We start from the raw sequence: 567 nt of genomic DNA on the forward strand, positions 1-567 counted from the left end.
GTCTGGATGAGGCCCGCGTGCGCCAGTTGGCTGATGGGCGCCTCTTTACTGGGGCCCAGGCGGTGGAGCTGGGCCTGGTGGATGCCCTGGGAGGATATACCGAAGCCGTGGAAGATCTGCGGCGGATGACGGGGGATCCCTCCTTGTCACCAGCAGGGGAGAGAGATCCGTTCCAACGCGCCCTGCAGCGGCTCTTGAGCCAAGGACTGCCTCCGCAAGGGCAAAATCTCTGGCTGGCCCGACTGTTGGGAAGCAACGAGGTGGCCGGGATCCCGGAAGTGCCGCTGCTGTGGATGGCGCCCGGCTGGACTTTGCGCTAAACCTGACAGTGATGAATAGGCTTGGTGTGAGGGGTGAAGCTGTGGATCAAGAATTGTCCACGCCGGACGGCGCTTCTGCGCTGGCGGCGGCCGTGCATAGCCCTCTGGCCACGGCGTTTGCCCCGTGGACCCAGAGCGATGCCCTAGGCCAGGGATCCCAGGGGGCGGATCCCGTTGGCGAGACGGGGTTCTGGCCGGATTGCAACCCAGAGCGGGAGCTGCTGACCAGCCGGGCATGGGTGGAAAT

Annotated in this window: 1 protein-coding gene and 1 pseudogene; both read left to right on the plus strand. The window is 65.3% G+C overall.

All coding sequences use genetic code 11. The features are described 5' to 3' along the window. Positions 1-320, plus strand: a 320-nt coding sequence (locus NW858_RS12015; RefSeq protein ID WP_414520591.1) for a S49 family peptidase, incomplete at its 5' end; no start/stop codon positions are given. A 41-nt stretch (positions 321-361) separates the two neighbouring features. After that, positions 362-567: pseudogene (locus NW858_RS12020) on the plus strand (hypothetical protein); the annotation flags it as partial.

The sequence above is a fragment of the Synechococcus sp. H55.10 genome (genome assembly GCF_047502715.1).
Taxonomy (GTDB): Bacteria; Cyanobacteriota; Cyanobacteriia; order Thermostichales; family Thermostichaceae; genus Thermostichus.